Raw genomic sequence first — 22,961 nt, forward strand, 5'->3', positions numbered from 1 at the left:
TTATGTTTATGATGGGCACGGATTGCAAATCCGCGCTATCGAGTTGCACATTCGCCCTATCGAGTTGCACATTCGCGCTATCGTTTACTGGGAAGTGCTTTTTTTTTGACATATATTTATGTTTATGGTGGGCACGGATTGCAAATCCGCGCTATCGAGTTTATGTTTATGATGGGCACTGATTGCAAATCCGCGCTATCGAGTTGCACATTCCCGCTATCGTTTACTGGGAAATACTTTTTTTTTTGTTGACATGTATTTATGTTTATGATGGGCACGGATTGCAAATCCGCGCTATCACGTTGCAAATCCGCGCTATCGAGTTGCAAATCCGCGCTATCGAGTGCGAGTGTAGTCTAAATCTTTTTTAGAAAAAATGCAATATCCTATTATAAATATATAATAAAATGTAAGAATAATCTTTTTTATTTTAAATTTTTTTATTATTGAAAATTGCTTAGGGTCACGTTTAGTGGAGTTTGTGCAACGAAAGACTTTGTTTTATAATAAAAAGAGTCCAGACTAGGGGTCTGGACTCTTTGCGGAAAGTTCTCGGTGGGAATAGTTTTATTTTCTTGTCTTTCGAAACAGTATTTTTAGTAGTATGGAGATACCGAAACTAACTATTGCCCCTATACTAGCTAGTGCTACAGTTTTTAGAATGTCCTCTGAGTTTAAATTTGGGACTATACTTAAAAAAGTACCACTTGCCGTTGCGACGAGCGAATGGTTACTCGACTGCATTCTCCGCTGATTTTAATTCGACAGTGAGCTGGCTTACCGCAGATACCACACCGCCTGCTACGGCCAAATAGCCGCCGAGTGTTATTATGGCTGCGGGCAATGCTATGGGGGCTGCAAAAACAGCACTGCCAATGGCTGCCAGCAGTAAGCCAATTGCGCGAAGGGTTTTGAAAAATTTTGGTGTGGGAGCTTGTGCTCTTTTGATTGCATTCATAATTTTTGGGTTTTAATTTTCTACTTTGGATTGTGATTGAATAAGGAGTAAAACGCTCTCTTTAGCGTCGAGTTCTCGAAATACTATAGCCGTAAGTTGTTGCATTGCTAGTCGAGATTTACGACCTTGACCAGGAGCAGCAAGTTGACTGACTGGTGCTATACAACCGCGGAGTTGCAGTGCGGCATTATTTGCTGGATGGATTAAGATTAGACTTCTATTGGGTACCTCTACTAGTTCTAGATGCCAGCCAAATTTTGTGCTGTACCGCTTCACTATGAAATATTCCCCTTCAGGAATACAAGAAATTTGGGGTCGATTTGCTTTCCAAGGCAATTCGATGGTATGGCAGATGGTTTTTCCTTTATATACCAATGTTCCGTTTGTTCCTTCAGGGAAATAGATTCGGTTTAAGACTAGAATCATTTATAGTCCGCTTACAGCTACCAAGGCTAGTGGATTGTACGACCCATTTTTTAACGCATAGAACTGGCCATTGACCTCCTGAAAGAATTCTATACCCACAGCAAGAAATAGTGGTTTGGTACTGTTTGCAGTTACTGCATTGATGTGGCTGATTGCGACAGTAGGTAGCATGTTCCACGGCAAAGTGGCCGTTTCATTGTTTGCAGAAACGAATGTTTCTGCTTCAAAATCTACTTCTGTTCCTGCTGAAATAATTTTAAAATGGGTTGTTCCAGAGGGAGCAGCTATCATGTTTGCCGGTACAAATGGTGCAATGGTTATTGAAATTTCGCCTGTCACTCGGTTGATGGTTTTGGTGTATTCGGCAAATAAGGTGGATCCCAAGGTACTTTTTATGTTGAATTCAAATCCCGCTAACAGTTCGGCTTCGCCGTCAATAACGTTGCGTAAACCTCTTATGCTGATGAGGTCTGCCTGAATTACTTTGATCATAGATTGTGTCAATCGGCTGACCATTCTGCTGTCTGCAGCATTTAAAAGCAAGGTGCGTATCGATGATCGCAATATTTTTCCTGCTTTACCGGCTCTGCCAAATTCAGCTCCATTTTCTCTAGTACGTTGAAAGGCTGGATCAGTAGCCATTCTTTTGGCATCGATTCCGCCTTTTTCGCGAGCTAAGTGACCGTCTTTTGTTTTGTAAAAAGTAATATCTCCGATAGTACCTCTTAATTTGATAATCCCTTTTTGTTGCGCCATAATTTCTAAGTGTTAATTTATGAAGTATAAAATGTTAGGTACATTTTTTCAAACCTGATAAAGCCAATTTCGATGCATCTAAAAGCGGATTTATAGTACAAATCTTTCGCTATTTAATTTAAAATCAAAGTGGTAGGGTTCGTAACAGACCATAAAGGACTATAATGGTCGTATTTGCCTAGTTTTGAATGAGCAGTAAGAGGTAATTGTTAATTATTAATTGTTAAGTATTAAGAAGTAATTATTAATTGTTAAGTGTTAAGAAGTAATTATTAATTGTTAATTATTAAGTAGTAAGTATTAAGAAGTAATTGTTAATTATTAAATAGTAAGTATTACGCAGTAATTGTTAATTGTTAAGGATTAACTAGTAAGGATTAAGTATTTCAATTATTGAAGTATTGAGTCTAAAGGATTAAGTAGTAAGTATTAAGAAGTTATTGTTAATTATTAACTAGTAAGTATTAAGTATTAAGTATTGGATTAGTGCGCAGTGAGAATTGGCAAGTAGAGTTGTTTGTTTGCTTTTATTAATACGTTTTAACTTGTTAATTTTATTATATTTGAGTGGCCAATGAAATTCTTTTTTCTTTTTATAAAAGTAGAATCTTGGTCTCAGATGGACGTTTATGAAGGCAGAACTGAAGAGAGTATGTATTTACCCTAAAGATGTTCAGCGTATTACTGGTAAGAGTTATCGTTACGCGCGATTACTCTTGATTGCTATAAAAAAGAACTTGGGAAAACAAGAACATCAATTCGTAAGCATTGAAGAATTTTGTTTGTACACGGGCTTAAATTTAGAACTGGTACAGCCGCTGATTGTGGGTTAAAAAATGTGATGGTTCACCCATTACTTTTTTACACTTTATTCTAACCTGTTCAACAACTAGTTCAGTAATTGAAGGAATGTAGTTATAGTAAGAGCTCAGGGTGTTAATTTGCTTTTAATCGACTTTTATTTGAGATGTATCTTTACTTATGCTCTAGCTTCAAGATTGCTTCTTTGAAGATCCAATTTCGAGAGGCGACTTTTATTTTTTAAAAAGCACTATTAAAACTGTAAGTTTCTGTATTTGCTGTTTAGAGTGTATAGTAATTGATTGGAAGTTCTGTTTTTAAGTGGATTTCTCTTTCAACCACTCTATTAGGGCAAACGATTTATACAAAACAGAGGGTTAAAGTGGATTAATTATCTATTTTTGCCATTGCTAGTTTTTTTAGAATTCTGTATAGACTTGGCAGTAAATTAGTTAAATTTTGCTAGTTGATGTTCACTGATTAATGCTTAGAAAGTGTTGGTGGGGATGCCGTAGGCTTGTTTAATTAGTGATTATAAATAATTAGTGTGTGTTACGCACTGTAGCATATGAATAAATAGAGCAGTGAATAGTGCGTACGTTATTTGTAATGCGCTGCACGTATTGCTTAAGGAATACTGTTATTGAAGACTTATTACTTGCGAATTAGAGTACAGCACTTTTAGCTCTTCATCCTATTGAAAATAGTATTATATTAGATTTATTTTTACTTAACTTATAAAAGATGGCAAAATTAATTGGGCCTTTTAAAATTACGGGAAAGCTCGACGATTTGACTTTTTATGAGACTGCTGACGGTACTATCGTTCGTATGTGTGGTAAGACAGGAATTACGAAACAACAATTTAAGGAGAATCCTATTTTTGATCGAATTAGACAGCAAAGTACTGAATTTGGACTTTGCTCTAGGAAAGCGAAGCGCTTTAAATTACTTGTACAACCTTTTTATACTTATGCTCAAGAAGCTTCTACCTTTGGTCGTTGCATTGGATTGTTACAGGCTATTTTAAAAGAGGATGCTATAAATCCTATTGGAAGCAGGCACATATATGTTGGACTGCAAACTCCAACTGGCCTTGGTTTTTTAATTGGATTTGAAGGCAATAGTCGACGACCTTTGTCTGCTGTATTGCGAGAAGAGCTCACTTTTGATTGGAAAAGTTTGCAGTTGAATTTGAAAGTTATTAGCCCTAGTATTGCCATCGACTGGCCAGAATTGTCTACACAGGTGGAAATACAGCTCGCTGTAGCCAATTGGAATTGTTTGGGCGATACCCATGAAACACATTACAGCAATTCGATTGTTGTCTCGAATCGTACTGAAGAGGTTGTTCTGGATTTTAAAATCAATGCTCCCCAAGAACAGGATTTGTGGTTGTGCTACATTCATTTCAAATTTAGTTACACTGCTGCTTACGGCAAAGTGAAGGTCTTGCACAATAAGTTTAATACCACTTCTTTAATTGGCTGTTTGTCTTTTGGAGGGAAGTGATTGGCAATTAGTGCGAAGTGAATAGTTGTGAGCGAGTAATGAAGTGTTTTTAGGAGTTACTTGATTGCAATTTACTTGTAAACCTTCTGCGAAACACTTAATTCTATTTACTCATCTCCTATATTTTTTAAAATTTAAAAAAGAATTTATTTTTTATGCCCCATAGCCCGTCTGACAATGATCCTTGGTTGTTTGAAATAACACCAAAAAACAAGTTCTTTTCTTTAAACCTGCAAGAAGTTTGGCAGTACCGCGATTTATTAATGCTTTTTGTCAAGAGAGATGTGGTGACTGTTTACAAACAAACGGTTTTGGGACCATTGTGGTATTTGATTCAGCCATTGTTTACCTCCATTACTTTTACCATTATTTTCAACAATGTTGCCGGAATTGATACTGGAACGGTACCTCCATTTTTATTTAATTTAGCCGGCATAACAGTTTGGAATTATTTTACAGCCTGCTTATCTGGCACGTCGGATACCTTTCGAGCCAACGCTGGAATATTTGGAAAAGTATATTTCCCACGAATAATTACGCCACTCTCTGTGGTAATTTCCAACTTGCTGAAGTTTGGGATACAATTTTTTATATTCATCGCATTTTATATCTTTTACTACTTCAAAGGCGCAGCAATTGGCTTTAACAGTTTAACACTATTTTTTCCTTTACTAATTGTAATGATGGGAATATTAGGGCTAGGACTCGGAATGATGATTTCATCAATGGTCACTAAATACCGCGATTTTAGTTACTTAATAGGTTTTGGTGTGCAGTTACTAATGTATCTTTCGGCAGTAATGTATCCGATGGAATTGATAAAAGAGAAACTACCCAGTTATGGCTGGTTAGTGCAATATAATCCGCTTGCGTACATTATTGAAACCGCACGGTACATGCTATTAAATGTAGGGGAAGTTTCATTACTAGGATTGCTATATACTCTAATTATAACTTTAGTTGTATTTTTTGCTGGTCTATTGTTATTCAATAGAACTGAGAAGAGTTTTATTGATACGGTGTAATTCCTCCCCCAGCCCCTCCGAAGGAGGGGAGCAAGACGCATTGAGGTAATCCTCCCCCAACCCCTCCGAAGGAGGGGAGCAGGAACGATTTGATTTAATTGGAAAAGAATATTTTAATTTGTTTGAATTAATAGAACAAAAGGTGAAATTAGGTATAAATCACAACTCCTCGTCCTTCGCAGGAGGCTGAGGGAAGGACCAAAAACAAATGAGTAAAGACATTATATTAAAAGCTGAGAACATCTCCAAACAATACCGTTTGGGGCAAGTAGGCACCGGAACTTTAAGTCATGATTTCAACAGATGGTGGCATAAAATTCGTGGTAAAGAAGACCCCTATCTTAAAATTGGCGAAACCAATGACCGAAGTACAAAAGGAGAAAGTGATTATGTATGGGCACTTCAAGATATTAATTTTGAGGTGAAGCGAGGGGAAGTTTTAGGAATTATTGGTAAAAATGGCGCTGGAAAATCCACACTCTTGAAAATTTTATCCAAAGTAACCGCACCAACAAAGGGAAGTATCAAGTCACGGGGACGTATTGCTTCTTTGCTAGAAGTTGGTACTGGTTTTAATCCAGAGCTAACCGGTCGTGAGAATGTCTATCTAAACGGAGCCATACTTGGAATGACCAAGAAAGAAATCACCTCAAAACTGGAAGAAATTATTGATTTCTCGGGTTGTCAGCGCTACATCGACACTCCCGTAAAAAGATACAGTTCAGGTATGACCGTAAGACTAGCTTTTGCCGTTGCGGCTTTTCTCGAACCCGAAATTTTGGTTATCGATGAGGTTTTAGCAGTTGGTGATGCCGAATTTCAAAAGAAAGCCATTGGAAAGATGCAAAATATTTCTAAAGGAGAAGGAAGAACTGTTTTGTTTGTAAGTCATAATATGGCGGCAGTTAAAAGTTTGTGTACGAGGGGGATTGTTTTGGAGAATGGGAAAGTGGTTTTTGAGGGTAATGTTTGTGAAGCAATCGATAAGTATGCAGTTAGTCAAGATTTTAAAAATTTGGATGTAGAAAATATTAAAGCACGAAGAGGAACAGGAGATGTTATTTTTTCAAGGTTTTATTTAGAAAACAATTCAGAAAAAATAATAGACAAAGCCATTTCTGGAGAAGATGTTTTTCTGGTGTTTATATTGAAAATACAAGATAAGACGTGGAATAATATTGATTTAGGTTTTTCATTCCACGATTCTTACGGAAATTTACTTACAGTTTTATATAGTTCGTTTCAAAATGAAAAATTTGACGCTCAAAACCAAGAATATTTAGTGGTTAAATGCAAATTGAATGAATTTAATTTTGCACCTGGGAGAATTCAAGTTATGGGACGAATAGTTTCAAATGAAATTGAATTAGACTGGCCACAAAATATTTTAGGAACGATTGATGTCGAAATGGGAGATTTTTACAGAACAGGACGTAAAGGATATACGGATAATGCTAATTTTTTGATAAAAGGAGAATGGAGTTCAAAAGAATATTAAAAAAAGTAATTAGTTATTTAATACCAAGTAGAATTGCGGTATTTCTATCTGAGTGTGTCAGGCCAGTTTATTCATTTTTTGATGTGAAATCATTTTCACAAGAGGGTGAAGATTTAATATTAGAAAGGTTATTTGAAGGTAAGAATTGGGGTATTTATGTTGATGTTGGTGCACACCATCCCTACCGCTATTCAAATACTTTCAAGTTTTATTTAAAGGGATGGCGTGGTGTGAATATCGATGCAATGCCAGGCAGCATGGATCTTTTTAATAAGTGGAGACCAAGAGATTTTAATATTGAAGCTGCAATTTCAGAAGAAAAGGAGATTTTGTGTTTTTATATTTTCAATGATTTAGCTTTAAATACTTTCGATGAGACAGTAGTTAAGTTGTATGATAATGATAAATATTTTAGGGTTATTGAAAAAAAAGAAATTGAAACTAAGAAATTATCTGATGTATTAGAAAACTCATTGAGAAATAGCGAACAAATTGATTTTATGAGCATCGACGTAGAAGGTTTAGATTTAGACGTTTTACATTCTAACGATTGGCAAAGGTTTAAACCATTAGTCATTTTAATCGAGATATTAAATGTAGCATCAATAATCGACGTACAAGATCATGAAATTTATATATATTTAACGTCTAAAGGATATAAACTTTTTTCTAGAACTGTAAACACCTTTATTTTTAAATTATAAAAAATTATGAATTTTACAGTAACAGTAATCATACCAGTTTATAATTGTGAACGCTTTATTGAAAAAGCTATAAAATCTGCTTTACAACAAAAGCATGTAGCACAAGTGGTTGTCGTAAATGATGGAAGTACCGATAGTTCATTATTAATCATTGAAAAATTTCAAAAATTCGACGAGAGATTACTAATTGTAAATCATGAAAATAAAAATAATAGAGGACGCTCCGCAAGTAGGAACTTAGGAATTCAAAAAGCTACATCTAAATATATTGCTTTTCTCGATGCAGACGATTACTTTTTAGAAAATAGGTTTAATGCAGATATGAAATTATTTCTAGATAAACCTAATTGCGATGGCGTTTACAATGCTGTCGGTTTTTATTTTTATAGAAAGGCCACAGAACGAGAATTAGAAATGCATCAGCTTTATACCGTGACTAAACAAGTTGCACCTGAAGATTTATTTCAAAATTTATTATATGGAAGATGTGGGAACTTTCATATCAATGGTTTGACAGTTAAAAGGAGTATATTTGAAAATGTAGGTTTATTTAATGAAGAATTAGTAGTAGCGGAAGATTCAGAAATGTTTTGGAAAATGGCTCTCAAATGCCGCTTATATACTGGGATAATAAATCAAGCTGTTGCCATACGTGGTATCCATGATGAAAATATCTTTAACAACGAGGATTTATATCAAGTTTACACTATTAAGATGCATGAAGTGCTTGCCATATGGTGTAGTAAGAACAATATCAATTACAGTATTGTAGATGACTTACTGAAATGGATTTGGATGCTGAAATACAAACAACAAAATAATTTGATGACAGATATAAAAGGGTGGGCAAAATTCTTCTTCCCGCAACCACAATTGATGTTTTCAATTTTAAGTATTAAATATTTTCCTGTCGTTAGATTTAGGAAAATGCTTTTTCCATTCTTGTATGAAAAAGGATAAAGGATTTTTAAAATTGAGATAGTGAAATTATTGTTTTGTGAAAAAATTTAATTTAGATAAAATAAATTGATAAATCGAGTAAGTAATGTAACTGTTGTAATCCCTTGTTATAATGATGGAGAATACATTGGTAGAGCTTTAAAGTCAATATATGAGCAAACATTATTGCCAGATAAAATTATAGTAATTGACGATGGCTCCGACGCTCAAACAAAAAATGTTTTACAAAGCCATGTGCATCCGTTGTTGCAAATCGTTTATCAAGAGAACAAAGGTGTAAGCGCTGCGCGCAATTTGGCTATTAGCTTAGCTATCACACCATATATCGTAAACTTGGATGCTGATGATTATTTTGAACAGACCTTCATTGAAAAATCAATTGCTGTATTAAATGGCAATCCTGATATTCTAGCAGTAAGTAGTTACTGTCGTGTTTTTAAACAAAGCAATACATTAGAAATAGTGAAGCCTTTGGGCGGTCAGGTAAAAGATTTTATCATAATGAACAGCAGTAGAGCCAATTCTATGTTTAGAAAATGTTCATGGGAAGCCACCGGTGGTTTTGATGTAAAAATGAAGGATGGTTATGAAGACTGGGAATTTTGGATTTCAATTTTAAAGCAAGGAGGATCTATTTATATTATTAATGAAGTTTTATCGCATTACAGAATTAAAAAAACTTCCCGAGATCAAAAAGCATTACTCAATCATGACTACGAACTTCGCAAGTATATTTATGCAAAACACAAAGAGGTATATGAAGAACACATCGGATTTTATGTCTTAGAATTACTCAGACAAAATTCTATGTTTAGAAAAACGGTCCGTAAAATTAAGCGTAGTGCAGAATTCACGATTGGTTTTAATTTGCTAAAACCCATCCGATTGGTAAAAAAAATATTTAAAAAATGAGTATTTTAGTTTCGATAGTAGTTCCTTGCTACAAGCAGTCTCATTTTTTGGAGGAGTGCTTGCAATCGGTAATTGAGCAGACTTATAGCAATTGGGAATGCATTATAGTAAATGACGGAAGTCCTGATAACACTGCTTTAGTTGCTCAAAAATGGATACAGAAAGACATTCGTTTTAAATATATTTATAAGGAAAATGGTGGTTTATCTAGTGCTAGAAATTCTGGAATTGGCATTAGTGAAGGTGATTATATTTTACCGCTCGATTCGGATGATTATATTGATATTAATTTTCTAAGTAGGCTAGTTCCTGAGTTGGATAATAATAAGCAATTGGCCATTATTTCCTGTTACAGCAAGTTTTTTATAAATGATAGAAACAATTTTATTAATGAACTAAAACCATCTGGTAGAACTTATGAAGATCTACTATTTCAAAATCATTTAGTTGCAACTTCATTGTATCGTAAAAAATGCTGGGAAGAAGTTGGAGGTTATGACGAAAATATGAAAAAAGGTTTCGAAGACTGGGAGTTTTGGTTAAATGTTACTAAACGGGGGTGGCAATTTTTCATCGTACCAAAATTTTTATTCTACTATCGAAAAGCTAAAAATTCTATGTTAGTAGATACAATTAATAAGCATGCTGAAGCTAACATGGAATACATTTTTCGAAAGCACCAAGAACTTTACATCAAACACTTTGACAATACAGCCGAAGTACTTTTTTATTATATAAAAACGCATCGTTTGGGTAAAATAGAAATTAGATATTCATTAGAATATAAGATAGGTAAAATGTTGCTGATGCCTATTAGATTTATTTCTAATTTATTCTCAAGTTCAAAAAATAAAGGATGATTTCGGTTGTAATAAGAAATAAGAATCAGGCAGCTGCCTTGTCTTTTTTGTTGAAAAACTTAACAGAAAGGTATGCTGACGATATTAATGAAGTGATAGTGATTGATAATCTTTCTACTGATAATAGTAGCGAAATTACCAACCAATACGCAGCTCGATTTGTAACGATTGAAAAATTTAGTTATGGACAAAGTGCTAACCTAGCGGCCAGCGAAGCGAAAAATCCAATTGTCGTTATGTTTAGCGCTCATTCATATCCAGTCAGTCATGATTTTTTTAAACTAATAAAAGAAAAATTTTATTCAAACACTAATCTCGCAGGATTACGTTGCTTGCACAGCACAAATGATTATCGCAATTATATTAATCAAATTTCTGCTAAAGCAGACCCTAATAGATCAGGCTTAATTTTTTCGGGTTCTGCGTTCAGTAAAAAGGTTTGGGAGCAATATCCTTTTAAAGAAGATGTATGTACTTTTGAGGATAAAGAATGGTCTAAAAGAGTTTTACAAAATGGATACGAAATTGAATTTGTCCCTGCAATTTTTCATTATGAAATAAAACGAACAGCAAAACAAAATTTCTTTCGGTTCAAGAATGATGTAATTGGTAATTATCAATTGTGGCATCAGGATGTTTATTTGTTAAAAGCTATTAAAGGATTTTTAGCGTCTATATGTTTCTTAGTAAGACATATTTTTGTAGAGATATGGTATATTTTTAGAAGACTCATCTTTTTGTTAAAATTTATTTTTAATAAACCAGAAAGATTTTAAATTTTAAAAAAAAATCATTACTAACTGTGGTTTAAATTAAACATATTTGTACTGATAATTTATGAATAGAAAACACACAAATAATACAATAATTGATTATTTCCTTCCAGCCAAATTTGGTTAATACAATTGATAATAAAAAATTAATGAATAAAAAAAGAAAAAATTGTATTTCGAATTTTAATGTTAAAGAAATAATAATTTATTAATAAGCGCTTTTTATTCATATTGTTAAAATTAATAAACAGCTAAATTAATTGATAAATTATGATATTTCAACTCAATAAAATATTTCTTCTTATCCGAAAAGTAGAAAATAAAGTCCGAAAGTATTTTGGCAACCATTCTAAGCTTTTATCATCTAAGAAAATGTTAGAAATTAATTTTGAAGAGAAATCAAATTTTAAATTTATTCAGATTGGAGCTAATGATGGAGTTAGTTTTGATTTTCTATATGAATTTGTTGTTTGTAGAGAATCGCAAGGATTAGTTATCGAACCAATAAAGGAATATTATGATGAATTATTAAAAAATTATTCTGAATATCCTGAAATATTTGCGATTAATATAGCAGTTCATCCAACAATTAAGAAAACTTATATTTACAAAATAAAGCCTAGTGTCATCACAAATTATCCGGATTGGGTAAAAGGTATTGCGTCTTTAGATTCTGAGCATCATAAAAAAACAGATATTAAAAGTGAGGACATCATCAAAGAAGAAGTTATGGCTGATGCATTAATGAATATCATTAGCGATAATAAGTTCATAATGGAGATTGATTACTTGCAGAGCGACACAGAAGGTTTTGATCTAGAGATTTTACGAATGATTGATTTTTCAATAATCAAGCCCAAAATAATAAAATTTGAATATATTAATCTGAGTGATTCTGATAAAATTACTGCTAATGAATTATTGAGAGACAATGGATACTATTTGTTTAATGAATATGGTGACACTGTAGGTGTGAATCTTAAAGCAATAAAATTATTTTAATGATTCCAAAAACATTACATTACTGTTGGTTTGGTAAACAGAAAAAATCTCCCTTAATCAATTCCTGTATTAAATCATGGAAAAAATTGCTTCCCGATTATAAAATTGTGGAATGGAATGAATCAAATTCAGATTTAATGCATCCTTATGTAAAAGAAGCTTATAGATTAAAAAAATGGGCTTTTGTTTCTGATTTTGTTAGGTTAAAAGTATTGTATCAACATGGTGGAATTTATCTAGATACAGATATGATGATGATTAAATCTTTAGATAAGTTGTTGCTAAATGATTGTTTTTTTGGTGCTGAACAAGAAAATTTAATTAGTGCAGGAATTATCGCATGTCAAAAAAATCATTTTTTTATTAAAGCTTGCTTGTCTTACTATGATAAAATAAATTTAGAAGAATCAACTAATTTTCATGAAATAACAATACCACTCATAATAACAAGGACACATAATAAGCATTTTGGAAATATTTTATTTAAAAATACTGTACAAGCGAATAATGTTGTAGTCTATCCCGTCACCTATTTTTATCCTTTTCCTAATAATAAAAAAAATGATTTAAAAAATTATAAAAATTATATAGAAGATGGAACCTATGCAGTTCATTTATGGAATGCATCGTGGGTTGAATATGATGAATTTTATTATTTGAGAAATCGAAATTATTTTAAATCATTAGCAAAAATAGTAAAAACAGTATTTTTTACCAGAGAATTTAATCTCTATTACTTTAAAAGAATTTATTACAGTTTCATAAAAAGTTTATAAATGAAGAGAATAATAAGATTTCTACGTAATTTTTTTGTTGGAGGTTTTTTCTTAATGTTTTTTTACTTTTTTCAAAAACAAAAAATTAGATCTTCTACAATTATTTTCTTTTTCCCACATTATCATACTGGCGGAGCAGAAAAGGTGCATTCAGAAATTGCTAAAGCAGTTTCCTATCAAAAATGTTGTGTCATCTTTACGAAAGGTTCAGCAACTAAAAGCATGTTACCTTTTTATTCAAAATATGCTACTATAGTAGAATTAAACCCTATTTTAAGTAAAAGATTTTTTTGTGTAAATAAATTACTTAAAAAAATTATTGAGGAACAGATGAACACTAGTTCTTCTTTAAAGACGGTTTTGGGAGCTAATTCTGATTATTTTTATGAGTTATTGCCTTTTTTGAATAATAATTTTAAAAAAATTGATTTGTTCCACGCTTTTAGAGAAAATGACGATAGAGAAAGTACAGTCGTTGCAAGTGCTTTACTTATTGATTCAAGAATAGTTATAAATAAGAAGGCTAAAGAAATTATTAGTAATTACTATTTAAAAGCTAACCAATCTTTTCTTTTAGAGCGAGTACAAATTATTTCAAACGGTGTAACACTTCCAAAAATAACCCATCCCAAAAATAGTGAATCTTTAAATATCAGCTTTATAGGAAGATGGAGTGCCGAAAAAAGACCAGAGCTTTATTTGCAAGCAGCGAAGTTATTAAAAGAAAAATTTAAAGGACTCACATTTTTTATTGCTGGTAGTGGAACAATTCCTAATCAAAAACAGATAGAAAGTCATAATGTGGTATGTTTAGGAGATATTCATGAGAAAAAGATTTTAGATGATTTGTATTCTGCAACGCATCTGTTGGTTTTAACTTCAGTTTACGAGGGATTTCCTATGGTTTTTATGGAGGGAATGAGTTACGGTTGCGTACCTATAAGCACCAATGTTGGGGGTATTTCGGAACATATTCAGCATGGAGTAAATGGATTTTTAATTAATGAAACCGTTGAGTTGAAAATTATTGATAATTTAATTCAAACGATCTCTCATATATATAATGACAGATCTCTTTTAGAAATTATATCAAACAACTGTAACAAATACGCACATGCAAATTTTAGTATCAAAAAGTTCAATAATTCCTATCAACAATTATTAAAATAATGAAAATCCTTTTGGTTTCTATTCCCAATCATCATTTTTTTCAATGGGCAAACCAATTGAGGGAAAGTGGTTATGATGTGCATTGGTTTGATGTAACAGATGGTGCAGGATTCGTAGACAAAATTAATTGGATAAAGCAATATAACGGTTGGAAATTAAAATGGGATTATCCTTTTCGATACACTTTAAAAAAAAAAAATCCTAAACTCTATCGCTTTTTAGAAAGAGTAACGACGAATAAAATAGAAGTTATTTTTGAAAAAATTTTAAAAGAATTTCAGCCTGACATCGTCCATTGTTTCGAAATGAAATTGGCAGGATTGCCTATTTTTTCAGTGATCGAACAAAACAAAATACCCTTTGTTTATTCTTCTTGGGGGAGTGATTTATATGATTATGAAAGTCTAGGAGTGCGCAATATTGAAATAAGATCATTTTTAAAAAGAGTTGATTATTTAATTACCGATTGTGAACGTGATTCTAAAATTGCAAAGGCTTTAGGTTTTAATGCTAATTTTTCAGGAGTTTTTCCCGGAAATGGAGGCATCGAAATTGATAGCACTTTTATAAAACGTGTTTTTAGTAGAAAAACCATTTGCATAAAAGGTTATGACGATGGCGTAGGGAAAGCATTAACGGTTCTAAAAGCAATTGAAAAGATTGAGGTAGATAAATCAATCGATTTTTTAATCTTCAGTGCGGATCAAAACGTAGAATATTATATAAAAAATTCGAATTATTTTAGGAAAAGAAATCTCGAAGTAATTTCAAGAAGTTCTTTTATACCTAATAAGCTTCTACTCCAAAAATTAGGTTCCTGTTTGATATATATAGGGAATAGCAGTTCTGACGGGATGCCAAATTCTTTATTAGAAGCTATGGGAATGGGAGTGTTTCCTATTCAATCGAATCCTGGAGGAGCTACTGCAGAAATAATCTTGAATGGCGTAAACGGCTATTTAATCGAGAATCCTGATGATATTTCTGAGATTGTAAAGCATATAAAGAATTCCTTAGAAGATAAGTTACTTTTAGAAAATGCTGCTATTCAAAATATAAGATTTATTGCGGATAATTATAATCGAAATGAATTAAAGGATAAAATTGTTTCTTTATATAAGGAAATAAAGTAAAATTTTTTGTTTCAACTAGTCAGTCGAATGTGCTATAATATACTATAAATGGAAATTTCATTTCTTATCGTCACAAAAAATAGAGCAACTGAGCTTCAGTTTACGCTTGATCGATTAGTACTGGAATGTGATTTTACTAAACATGAAATTCTTGTTTACATTGATGGATGCTTAGAAACTGAAAAAATAAAGGAGTATTATCCGCAAATTAGATGGTTTTCCAATTCCTACACTATTAGCGCTTCTCCATCTCGTAATTTTTTATATAAGCAGGCAAAAGGAGAATTTTTCATAGGTCTGGATGATGATGCTCACTTGATTTCTAATAGTCCAATAGAAACAGTTAAGCAGTTTTTTAATAAAAATCAAAGTTTAGGCATTATAGCTTTCTTAGAAATAAAAGGCTTGATTGAAAAACCAGAAAAAAATCTAATTGGAATTAAAAAAGAAGAATTTCTAACTACGGAGTTTATTGGCTGTGGTTTTGCCATTCGTAAAACTATTTACGATCAAACAAGTGGTTTTCCAAACTGGATTGATATTTATGGCGAGGAAAGTTGCCTTTCTATAGAAGTAATGAACTTAGGATATGATATTCTTTTTACGAATCAAGTCGCGGTGAATCATCGTGTAGATATTGAAAAGCGAAAATTACAAGGAAAAAATTATTTTCGTTTTCAAAAACAACTTCAAAACAGTTTCAGAATTTATATGGTCTATTATCGTAAGCCATTCCCTAGAATACTTAGGCTTTTGTGTCACAATTTTAAGAAATATGGGACTTCAGATAGTATTTATTTTAAATTGTATTTCAGAGCCATTGGTAACATGATTTGGAATATTCCGAGGCTATTAAAACGTAGAAAAAAAATGGATTTTATAACTGATTCTAAATTAAAAACCCTAAAAGGAATCTCTTTCTAATATGCTTTTTAACTCTTTTCCTTTTGCAATTTTTGTCCCAGTAATTTTTGTACTGTATTGGTTTGTATTTCAAAAATCATTGAAAGCTCAGAATATTTTAATACTAGCAGCAAGTTATTTCTTTTATTCTTGCTGGGATTGGCGTTTTTTATTTTTATTGTTATTTTCAACGGCATTAGATTATTTTTCGGGACTGCAACTAGAAAAAAATTCTAATACTACTGTGCGTAAATTTTGGTTTTATGGGACCATAGGAATCAATTTGTCTTTTTTGGGCGTTTTTAAATACTTTGATTTTTTTGTACTTTCTTTCCAGAATCTATTTTTAAAAATGGGTTACGCAATAGATGTTTTTACTTTAAACATTATTTTGCCAGTAGGAATATCATTTTACACCTTTCACGGTTTATCGTATGTGATTGATGTTTATAAAAAAAGGATAAGAGCAGAGAAAAATTTCGTCGAATATGCAGTTTTCGTCAGTTATTTTCCACTATTAGTTGCAGGTCCCATTGAGCGTGCTACGCATTTGTTACCGCAAATTAAAGCTAAAAGAAATTTTAATTACGATCAGGCAGTTTCAGGTTTGTATCAGATTCTGTGGGGGTTATTTAAGAAAATTGTCATTGCGGATAATTGCGCTCGTTTTGCTAATGAAATTTTTAACGATCCAAGTCAGTATTCAGGAAGTACATTAGTAGCTGGAGCTTTATTTTTCACATTTCAAATCTATGGTGATTTTTCGGGGTATTCAGATATTGCTTTGGGAGTTTCAAAATTATTTGGAATTGAATTGCTCAAAAATTTTGCTTTCCCTTATTTTTCAAGAGACATAGCCGAATTTTGGCGTCGTTGGCACATTTCACTTTCTTCATGGTTCAAGGATTATCTATATATTCCTTTAGGCGGTAGTAAAGGAGGAAAAGCAATGCAGATTCGAAATACGTTCATTATATTTTTAGTAAGCGGTTTTTGGCATGGCGCCAATTGGACTTTTTTGATTTGGGGATTTTTAAACGCCTTATACTTTATTCCCTTGCTCTTAACTAATAAAAATAGAATTAATTTAGATATTATTGCTCAAGATCGATTGTTACCCAGCATGAGAGAAAGCCTTCAAATGTTTACTACATTTGCTTTAACGGTCTTTGCATGGGTATTTTTCAGGGCAGATTCTGTTTCTTCTGCTTTTCATTTTATAAATGGTATTTTCTCAAAGTCATTAATTAGTTTGCCTCAAATAAGACCAACATTTTTAATCATTTTGATCATATTTTTTATTGTTGTTGAATGGTTAGGAAGACAAGGAAACTTTGCACTAGATAATTTTAAAAAGTATGGGAGTCGCGCCTTTCGTTGGACATTTATTATTTTGATATTAACTCTTTTGTTTATTTTTGGAAAAGAGGAGCAACAATTTATTTACTTTCAATTTTAAAAATGAAAAATTTTATAAAGAAACTACTTTTGTTTTTGCTGCTGTTTTTTCTAGTGGATAAGTTATTCTATTGGAAGGTTAAGACGTTGCCTTATCGTGAATTTGATAAAAGATTAGAGCGGATAATGGAAGGCAAAATGAATAAGGATATTTTAATATTTGGTTCTTCACGTGCACAACATAATCTTTATAGTGATGCCATGCAGGATAGCTTAAAAATGTCTACATTTAATCTTGGTTATCGGGGGTGTAACATTAATTTTCAACTGTTTATTTTAAAATCAGTCTTAAAATACAATAAAAAACCAAAAATAATAGTACTAACGGTTGATGATTTTCGAGAATTTTTACCCGAAAAGACCTTGCAATTTAGGTATGATAAACTCTATCCTTTGGTAAAGTATCAGGAAATCACCAAAGAACTTATTTGTCACAAAGAGATTTCTCCATTTGCTGTAGGTTTATATTGTGCTAGAATGAATTGGGAGCAACTTTTAGAACCAAAGTCTATTACTAAATATGATAATTGGACAAAGGCAGGAACTATAATTTTAGATTTCACTGCTGATGATTTTGATAAAAAGTATAAAAAAACAAAAGAATATGATGTTGAAAAAGAATTGCCGGATAGATTATCCGCTTTTAAAGAATTTCAAAACATTTGTAAAAAAGAACATATTAGATTATTCGTTTTAGTTCCACCAAATTATCAAATTCAAAATAATGTATTTATAAAACGAGTAAATGATTTACTCGTAGATAAGAACACTGTTTTTTATTCCAAAATTCATCCTTCTTTTATCGATGCAAATTATTTTTCTGATGCCTCCCATTTAAATAAAAAGGGCGCTATTTTATATACAGATGAAATAATATACTTGCTAAAAAACCAACTTAATACAAACGAGATAGGCCCTTTATTCTAATTGTTTTCAAAATATTAAATTCGCGGACATTAAACTACACACCTAAGAACAATGAAAAAAACTGCCATAATTCCCCTTAGAAAGAATTCAAAAGGAATACCAGGAAAAAACAAGAAGAAAATGTTGGGAAGGCCTTTGTTTTTTTGGGTTTTGTCAGAAGCAATATTTTCTGAACTTGATGAGGTTTTTGTTTTTACAGATGATACAGATATTATCGCTTTTATACAAAAAGAGTATCAATGGTCTAGCAAAGTAAAAGCGGTATTGCGCTCTTCAGAACATGCAACAGATACAGCTTCTACTGAAAGTACGATGCTAGAGTTTGCTACACTTGTTGGATACGATTTTGATGTTTTATGCTTGTTACAAGCTACTTCACCGCTGACTACTGCAGCAGACATCAATGCAGCTTTAAAAATTGTTTCTAGTGACGGTAACGATTCGGCCTTATCGGTCGTTAATACCCACCGTTTTACATGGAATGCTGACGGAACATCTCAAAACTATGATGTATTTAATCGACCAAGACGACAAGATTTTGAAGGGTTACTTATTGAAAACGGAGCGGTGTATGCAACATCAAAAGCTGCTTTTTTAAATTCTAAAAATCGGGTTAGTGGAAAAATTGGATTGGTAAAAATGCAAGAAGACAGTTTAGTAGAAATTGATTCAATGACCGATTGGAAAATAGTAGAAGAATTATTAGCAAAACGCCTCAAGAAAAGTAAAAAGCACCAACGCATTAATTATTTAGTATTGGATGTGGACGGCGTATTTACGAACGGTGAAGTGCTGTATTCTGAAAAAGGCGAACTGGCCAAAGCTTTCGACATGCGAGATGGAATGGGTTTAGAGATTTTAAGACAGTGTGAAGTCGAAGTTGTTGTGTTGACGTCAGAAAACTCAGAATTAGTTGCACAGCGCATGAAGAAGTTACAAATTGAAAATACGTTTTTAGGAGTTAAAGATAAATATGCGTTTTTACAGCAGTTTATCTCTCATAGAAACACTAGTTTCGCTAGTTTTGCCTACATTGGTGACGATGTAAATGATCTGGCAAGCATGTGCGCGGTGGGCTGGTCGTTCGCTCCAGCAAATGCAACCGAGATTATCAAACAAAAAGCGGATTACTTACTAACTAGAAAATCGGCAGCTGGAGCTATTAGAGAAGCTTGCGATAAAATAATTGCCTACAACGAAAGATATGACTAATTATAAAAAACCATACGTAATTGCCGAAATAGGGTGCAATCACAAAGGAGATTTGGCCATTGCAAAAGAATTAGTACAAATCGCTAAGATATTCTGTAATGCAGACGCAGTTAAGTTTCAAAAAAGAAATAACAGAGAATTATTAACAGCCGAACAATACAACGCACCGCATCCTAATGCATCCAATTCTTACGGAGAAACGTACGGAGCACATCGCGAATATTTAGAATTTACGGTCGCGCAACATACTACATTAAAACAGTATTGCGACGAAATTGGCATAGTTTATTCTTCTTCAGTTTGGGACACCACATCTGCCAAGGAAATTGCTTCTTTACAACCCGAGTTTATCAAAATTCCTTCAGCCTGCAATAATAATTATGAGATGCTAAGTTGGCTTTGCGACAATTATACCGGAGAATTGCACATTTCGACTGGCATGACTACAAAAAATGAAACGGAAGATTTAGTAAATTTCTTTATTGAAAAAAATAGAAATCAAGACCTGGTATTGTACAATTGTACTTCTGGATATCCAGTTCCTTTTGAAGATGTTTGCTTGTTAGATATTAATCTCCTGAGTGAGAAATACGCAAATAAAGTAAAACACATTGGATTTTCTGGACATCATTTGGGAATCGCCGTTGACATTGCCGCTTTTACATTGGGCGCTAATATCATCGAAAGACATTATACTATTGACAGAACCTGGAAAGGAACGGATCATGCGGCATCACTTGAACCAATGGGTTTGCGAAAATTGACTCGGGACCTCAACGCAGTCTACCAAGCACTATCTTTCAAAAAAACAGATATTTTGCCAATAGAACAGGTGCAGCGCGATAAACTCAAAAACAAAAAAGTGTAATTTGAGATTGATATGAAAACTATCCGACTGTTTTGGTGGAATGAAAAAATAATACAGCGAAAGTCAAGCGAGAATTATGGCGATTTGCTTGGGAAATATCTGGTAGAAAAAATTGCTCTAAAAAAGTAATTTTTGCTTGGCCTAAAAAGTTTTCAGTTTATGATTTTTTTGCACCTATTTATGTCACAATTGGTAGCATATTAGCCAATGTTAATCACAAATGCATCGTTTGGGGAAGTGGCATAATAAGCAAGGATTATCCAGTCAAAAAAGCAAAGTTCTTAGCAGTTCGAGGGCCACAAACGCGTCAGTTCTTGTTAGCGCAAGGCTATGAAGTTCCAGCTATTTTTGGTGATCCAGCCTTGTTGTTGCCACGTTATTTTAATCCTAAAGTAGAAAAAAAATACCGTCTGGGTATTATTCCCCATTATAATGATGCTGTTTTTGTCGATGCTTTAAAATTAGAATCAGCAGACGTTTGCGTCATTAGTATGATGACAAATGATATAGAAGGCAAAACTATTGAGTTTTTACAATGTGAAAAAATAATTTCATCTTCATTGCATGGAATCATTGTGGCACATGCTTATGGAATTCCTGCAGTATGGCAGCGCTTTTCGGATCAAGTTTTTGGAGATGACATTAAGTATCAAGATTATTTTGAATCTGTTGCTCTAGAAAGTTATAAACCGTCCATACAGCTCAAACCTTATGCTGATTCTGAATTAGCAGCGCTTTTTAATAAATATCCAAATCTTCCCGAAAAACAAGTTTTAGAAAATTTAAGAAATGGTTTGATGGAGGTTTGTCTATTTTTATAAACATTGCTTTAAAAGAGTTGAAATAGAATTATTTATCAAGGATTATAAATGACGAAAGAACGGTTGAATAAAAAAATATTTATTTTTTTTCCAGATGGTGTTGGATTGCGCAATTTTGCGTTTACTAAATTCAAAGAAATTGGCGAACAACACGGCAACCAAATTGTGTATTGGAACAATACGATTTTTCCTTTGAGTCAAGAATTAGGCTATGAAGAAGTAAAAATTGAAATCCAAAAAAGTCACCCACTTACAGCAATTTTCTGCCGAGTAAGAAAGCACATAGAACTCAATGTTTCTGCAAAAAAATTTAAAGATTCGGTTTATCACTTGTATAAGTTTCCTTTTAATTACAAAGGATTAAAAAATATTTTACTTACACTTTTTATAAAGACTTTAATTTCTTTTAATAGTTCAGATAAAGGAATTGTAAGAGTTCGCAAGCGAATCAATGCGCTAGAACGATCTACTAAAAAATACAAATACTGCAAAAATCAATTAAAGGAACAAAAACCTGATTTGGTCTTTTGCACCACACAGCGCGCTACACAATCTATTGCACCACTTCTGGCCGCAAAAGATTTAGGGATTCCCACTGTAGCATTCGTTTATTCTTGGGATAATGTTCCCAAAGCAATGCAGTTGGTAGAGACAGACTATTACTTGGTTTGGAGTGATTTAATGAAAAGAGAAATGCTGCAGTACTATCCATTTATCAATGAAAATCAAATTATAGTGACCGGAACTCCGCAGTTTGAGCCACATTATGATTTGTCACTGCTTCAAACGAAAGCAGAATTTTTTGCGATATATGGTTTGGATATTTCTAAAAGGTACATTTGTTTTTCAGGAGATGACGAAACGACGTCGCCATTAGATCAATATTATCTAGAAGATCTAGTCCATGCAGTTCGCTCCTTAAGCGCAAAAGGAAATGATTTGGGTATTATATACAGAAAGTGTCCAGTCGATACGACAAATCGCTATAAAAATATTTTGGAACAGAATCAAGACCTGATAACTGTGATTGATCCTTTGTGGCAAAATTTTGGCAACCAGTGGAACGAAGTTTTCCCTACCAAAGCTGATTTACAATTGCTTCATAACATTTGTGCCCACTCAGAACTTGTTACAAATGTATGTTCGTCGACTGTATTTGATTTTGTCGCTCACAACAAACCATGTATTTACTACAATTATGAGCAACCCCAGTTAGAAAAAGGAATTCGAGATATTGGACAAAATTATAACTATGTTCACTTTCGCAGTATGCCAAGTTCAGAAGCAGCGATTTTTTGTACTGATAAGTTGAATTTAGAGCGTCAAATTGAATTCGTTTTAGATGATACATTATCAAATGTTTCTGAAGGTAAAAAATGGTTTGAAATAGTTGCAGGAAAAACACCAGCCGAATCTTCTGAAAAAATATGGAAAGCCATTGGTGGTATTCTTCAAAAGAATTTGATTAATGCGTAGTTTAAAAAAATAAGTAAATTAGAATAAATA

The 22,961-nt window shown here is 32.7% G+C and carries 22 protein-coding genes; 19 read left to right on the plus strand and 3 right to left on the minus strand.

Translation table 11 applies throughout. The annotated features are described in order from the left end of the window. Positions 1-730: 730 nt before the first annotated feature. The 3 genes from AP058_RS02340 to AP058_RS02350 are packed head-to-tail and all read right to left on the minus strand — an operon-like array spanning position 731 to position 2,140. On the minus strand, positions 731-958 hold the full coding sequence (locus AP058_RS02340) for a hypothetical protein (protein ID WP_066306527.1): 228 nt from the start codon (positions 956-958) through the stop codon (positions 731-733). A 12-nt stretch (positions 959-970) separates the two neighbouring features. Then, positions 971-1,384, minus strand: coding sequence for a DUF5675 family protein (locus AP058_RS02345; protein ID WP_066306529.1), 414 nt, complete (start codon positions 1,382-1,384; stop codon positions 971-973). Next, on the minus strand, positions 1,385-2,140 hold the full coding sequence (locus AP058_RS02350) for a hypothetical protein (RefSeq protein ID WP_066306531.1): 756 nt from the start codon (positions 2,138-2,140) through the stop codon (positions 1,385-1,387). A gap of 1,545 nt (positions 2,141-3,685) precedes the next feature. Here AP058_RS02350 and AP058_RS02360 point away from each other — a divergent pair. The 19 genes from AP058_RS02360 to AP058_RS02450 all read left to right on the plus strand — a co-directional run bounded on the left by AP058_RS02360 (position 3,686) and on the right by AP058_RS02450 (position 22,931). After that, a complete protein-coding gene (locus AP058_RS02360) occupies positions 3,686-4,453 on the plus strand; it encodes a hypothetical protein (RefSeq protein ID WP_066306537.1) in 768 nt (255 codons plus the stop codon). A gap of 155 nt (positions 4,454-4,608) precedes the next feature. Continuing rightward, positions 4,609-5,478 (plus strand): ABC transporter permease, encoded by an 870-nt coding sequence (locus AP058_RS02365; protein ID WP_066306544.1) that lies wholly within the window; start codon positions 4,609-4,611, stop codon positions 5,476-5,478. A gap of 208 nt (positions 5,479-5,686) precedes the next feature. Further along, positions 5,687-6,976 carry an ABC transporter ATP-binding protein gene (locus AP058_RS02370; protein WP_066306548.1) on the plus strand — a complete coding sequence of 430 codons (1,290 nt, stop codon included), beginning with the start codon at positions 5,687-5,689 and terminating at the stop codon, positions 6,974-6,976. 83 nt (positions 6,977-7,059) lie between these two features. Beyond that, entirely contained in the window at positions 7,060-7,680 is a 621-nt protein-coding gene (locus AP058_RS02375; protein ID WP_231739478.1) for an FkbM family methyltransferase, read from the plus strand. A gap of 6 nt (positions 7,681-7,686) precedes the next feature. Continuing rightward, positions 7,687-8,640, plus strand: a complete 954-nt coding sequence (locus tag AP058_RS02380) for a glycosyltransferase family 2 protein (RefSeq protein WP_066306553.1) — start codon at positions 7,687-7,689, stop codon at positions 8,638-8,640. 66 nt (positions 8,641-8,706) lie between these two features. Further along, a complete protein-coding gene (locus AP058_RS02385; protein WP_082706550.1) occupies positions 8,707-9,552 on the plus strand; it encodes a glycosyltransferase family 2 protein in 846 nt (281 codons plus the stop codon). Beyond that, complete coding sequence (locus tag AP058_RS02390; protein WP_066306556.1) at positions 9,549-10,412, plus strand: glycosyltransferase family A protein; 864 nt, start codon at positions 9,549-9,551, stop codon at positions 10,410-10,412. Before AP058_RS02385 ends, AP058_RS02390 begins: the two co-directional genes overlap by 4 nt. After that, entirely contained in the window at positions 10,409-11,188 is a 780-nt protein-coding gene (locus AP058_RS02395; RefSeq protein ID WP_066306559.1) for a glycosyltransferase family 2 protein, read from the plus strand. The genes AP058_RS02390 and AP058_RS02395 overlap by 4 nt, the downstream gene beginning before the upstream one ends. A 267-nt stretch (positions 11,189-11,455) precedes the next feature. After that, complete coding sequence (locus AP058_RS02400) at positions 11,456-12,187, plus strand: FkbM family methyltransferase (protein WP_082706551.1); 732 nt, start codon at positions 11,456-11,458, stop codon at positions 12,185-12,187. Then, complete coding sequence (locus tag AP058_RS02405; RefSeq protein WP_066306562.1) at positions 12,187-12,963, plus strand: glycosyltransferase; 777 nt, start codon at positions 12,187-12,189, stop codon at positions 12,961-12,963. Before AP058_RS02400 ends, AP058_RS02405 begins: the two co-directional genes overlap by 1 nt. Next, on the plus strand, positions 12,964-14,133 hold the full coding sequence (locus AP058_RS02410) for a glycosyltransferase family 4 protein (RefSeq protein WP_082706552.1): 1,170 nt from the start codon (positions 12,964-12,966) through the stop codon (positions 14,131-14,133). Beyond that, positions 14,133-15,266, plus strand: a complete 1,134-nt coding sequence (locus AP058_RS02415) for a glycosyltransferase family 4 protein (protein WP_066306565.1) — start codon at positions 14,133-14,135, stop codon at positions 15,264-15,266. The genes AP058_RS02410 and AP058_RS02415 overlap by 1 nt, the downstream gene beginning before the upstream one ends. A 48-nt stretch (positions 15,267-15,314) precedes the next feature. Further along, entirely contained in the window at positions 15,315-16,190 is an 876-nt protein-coding gene (locus AP058_RS02420) for a glycosyltransferase family 2 protein (RefSeq protein ID WP_066306566.1), read from the plus strand. A gap of 1 nt (position 16,191) precedes the next feature. Beyond that, positions 16,192-17,628, plus strand: coding sequence for an MBOAT family protein (locus tag AP058_RS02425; RefSeq protein ID WP_066306568.1), 1,437 nt, complete (start codon positions 16,192-16,194; stop codon positions 17,626-17,628). 2 nt (positions 17,629-17,630) lie between these two features. After that, positions 17,631-18,554 (plus strand): hypothetical protein, encoded by a 924-nt coding sequence (locus AP058_RS02430; RefSeq protein WP_157492589.1) that lies wholly within the window; start codon positions 17,631-17,633, stop codon positions 18,552-18,554. 51 nt (positions 18,555-18,605) lie between these two features. Continuing rightward, the gene (locus AP058_RS02435; RefSeq protein ID WP_066306573.1) at positions 18,606-19,766 is read left to right on the plus strand and encodes an acylneuraminate cytidylyltransferase; all 1,161 of its coding nucleotides are present in this window, start codon (positions 18,606-18,608) and stop codon (positions 19,764-19,766) included. Next, positions 19,759-20,634 (plus strand): N-acetylneuraminate synthase family protein, encoded by an 876-nt coding sequence (locus tag AP058_RS02440; RefSeq protein ID WP_066306576.1) that lies wholly within the window; start codon positions 19,759-19,761, stop codon positions 20,632-20,634. Before AP058_RS02435 ends, AP058_RS02440 begins: the two co-directional genes overlap by 8 nt. A 224-nt stretch (positions 20,635-20,858) precedes the next feature. Continuing rightward, entirely contained in the window at positions 20,859-21,455 is a 597-nt protein-coding gene (locus tag AP058_RS02445; RefSeq protein ID WP_231739495.1) for a polysaccharide pyruvyl transferase family protein, read from the plus strand. A 48-nt stretch (positions 21,456-21,503) separates the two neighbouring features. Further along, on the plus strand, positions 21,504-22,931 hold the full coding sequence (locus AP058_RS02450) for a UDP-glycosyltransferase (RefSeq protein ID WP_066306578.1): 1,428 nt from the start codon (positions 21,504-21,506) through the stop codon (positions 22,929-22,931). Positions 22,932-22,961 lie beyond the last annotated feature (30 nt).

The sequence above is a fragment of the Flavobacterium sp. TAB 87 genome (assembly GCF_001529295.1).
GTDB lineage: Bacteria > Bacteroidota > Bacteroidia > Flavobacteriales > Flavobacteriaceae > Flavobacterium.